At 60.0% G+C, this 2,678-nt stretch carries 1 protein-coding gene and 1 pseudogene; one reads left to right on the top strand and one right to left on the bottom strand.

The genetic code is table 11. The features are described from left to right. On the top strand, nucleotides 1–1,614 hold a 1,614-nt coding region (gene dnaE / locus ADADOO_RS04065), incomplete at its 5' end, for a DNA polymerase III subunit alpha (protein ID WP_511275237.1). Nucleotides 1,615–2,354: 740 nt separating this feature from the next. On the opposite strand, the pseudogene ADADOO_RS04060 reads toward dnaE, so the two are convergent. After that, a pseudogene (locus ADADOO_RS04060) lies at nucleotides 2,355–2,678 on the bottom strand (methyl-accepting chemotaxis protein); the annotation flags it as partial.

Below are 2,678 nucleotides of genomic sequence, written 5' to 3'. Positions count from 1 at the left end.
ATGAAGAAGCTGCTCAAGAAGCTGGCGCCCGACCGTTTCGAAGACATCATCGCCGTGCTTGCGCTCTATCGTCCCGGCCCGCTCGGCTCCGGGATGGTCGATGACTTTATCCTGCGCAAAAAGGGTCAGCAGAAGATCGACTATTTCCACCCCGACCTGACCGCCTGCCTGTCGCCGACCTATGGCGTCATCGTGTACCAGGAACAGGTCATGCAGATCTCGCAGATCATCGGCGGTTACACGCTCGGTGGCGCCGACATGCTGCGCCGCGCGATGGGCAAGAAGAAGGCCGAGGAAATGGCCAAGCACCGGGAGACCATTGCCGCTGGCGCCAAGCAGAAGGGCTACGATCCGGCGCTGGCCGAGCAGTTATTCGACCTGATGACCAAGTTCGCCGAGTACGGCTTCAATAAGTCGCACACCGCCGCCTACGCCGTCGTCACCTATCACACCGCCTGGCTCAAGGCGCACCACTGCGCGGCCTTCATGGCGGCGACGATGTCGTCCGATCTCGATAACACCGACTCGGTGAAGATCTTTTACGAAGACACCATCGCCAACAAGATCAAGGTGCTCGGGCCCGACGTCAATGTCTCGAATTACCGTTTCGAGCCGGTCGACCGTAGCACCATCCGCTACGGCCTGGGGGCGGTCAAGGGTACCGGCGAGCAGGCGGTGAACGTGATCCTCAAAGCCCGCGAGACCGGCGGCCCGTTCAAGAACCTATTCGATTTCTGCCAGCGCTGCGACAAGCGCATGGTCAATCGCCGCACCACCGAGGCGCTAATCAAGGCCGGCGCCTTTGACGCCATCGCGCCGGTTGTTGACGAGGCAAAATTGCCGGATCGCCACCGCCTGCTGGCGACGGTCGGCATTGCCATGGACTTTGCCGAGCAGATGGAACGCAACGCCATGCAGACCAGCTTGTTCGATGTCGGCGATGTGGCCGACGAACATGCGCCGGAATACGTCAAAGTTCGTCCATGGGACGAAAAGACGCAGTTGATGGAAGAAAAAACGGCGCTCGGTTTCTTCTTTTCCGGCCATCCGTACAACACCTGCAAGAAAGAGCTGTCGCGCTTCGTGCGCCGGCCGCTCAACCGGCTTGAACCATCCAAGGAGCTGACCACGCTGGCGGGTGTCGTGGTCGGGGTGCGCACCCAGATGACCCGGCGCGGCAAGATGCTGTTTGTGCAACTGGATGACGGCACCGGGATGATCGAGGTCACCGTATTCAACGAGCTATTTGAAGCCGAACGCACCAAAATTGTTACCGACGAGGTGCTGGTCATCGAAGGCAAGGTGCGCTACGACGATTTCTCGGGTGGCAACAGCGTTACCGCTGACAAGCTCATGACGCTGGGCGAAGCCCGCGCGCGTTTTGCCCGGCATCTGCTGCTCAAAATGAATGGCAATTCCGATGCGCGAAAATTGAAGTCATTGCTGACCCCCTTCGCGCCGGGACCGGCGGCAGTGCGCGTGCGCTATCGCAATGCCGATGCCGAGTGCGAGCTGCAACTCGGCAAAGACCTGCGGGTCAGGCTTGATGACGCCTTGCTAGAAGCCCTGTCGGGCTGGTTACAGCCGGAAAACGTCGAGATCGTTTACCAATAGAGGGGGCGTTGGTAGTCACCGGTTTTAGCTAAAAGCCAATGACTACCGACGAACAGCTATTTCACCAGATCGGTCTTGAAGCCGATGCGCACGGCGCCCCAGTGGCGGCCCCCGATCAGGATAGGCATCGAGAGGTCGGCGAGGATCTCGCCGGTGTCGCGGACGTAGGTCTGGAACAGCGAGGGCTTCTCGTTCTTGGCCAGCTTGAGGCCAACCGGGTCATTGAAGATGCGCTTGTGCCGGCATTTGGCGAGGTCGACAACCGGATCACCGCTCGGTTGGTTGGAGAAGATGCCGTTGTGGGCTGGCGCGTAGCCATTGGTATCGACCGCCAGCGAATAGGTCAGGCCGGGCACGTCACGCAACAGGTCGTCGTACATGCGGGTCAGCTCGGCGTCGCACTGGTTGTCGTAGGCCGTCGTGTAACGCTTGGGGTTGGACCCCGGGATTTCCTTGTAGGCCTGGTCGAAAACATTGACGCCACGGTCGCTGATTTTTTGCAGCACGGCGACGACGTTGTTGCGGAAGTCGGCACACTTGTCGTGCAGCGTGTCGAACATGCTGTTGCCGGTGCGGAAGTCGGCCAGCGTGCATTGCAGGTCTTCGGTCGATTCGCGCAGTGTCTTGGCGCTGTCGAGGCACTGTTTCATGCGGCCGGAAATGTCGCGCGCATGGTCGCGGATGCCTTCGACTTCGTGGTGGATCGTCTGATTACTCTCGCGCAGGTTGTAGATCGCGCTCGAGATTGAAGACAGCTGCTCGGTGGTCTGCTTGAAGTCGGCGACCATGGTTGTCAGATCGGCAGCCGAGGTCTCGATGTAGCCGTTGGCTCGCGTCACTTCACCGACAATGGTTTGCGTCTTGGCCGAGGTGTCGGAGACGAGGTTGATCATCGACTGGGTGTTCTGGCCAATGACCTGGGTCGCAGTCTTGACCTTTTCCGCCAGTTTTCGCACTTCGTCAGCGACCACGGCAAAACCGCGACCCGCTTCGCCGGCTCGGGCGGCTTCGATGGCGGCATTGAGCGCGAGCAGATTGGTCTGGTCGGAAATGTCGTTGATCAA

The organism is Azonexus sp., from assembly GCF_036170495.1.
Taxonomy (GTDB): domain Bacteria; phylum Pseudomonadota; class Gammaproteobacteria; order Burkholderiales; family Rhodocyclaceae; genus Azonexus.
Note: the sequence above shows the minus strand (reverse complement) of the source record. Positions and strands in the feature narration are given on the sequence as shown.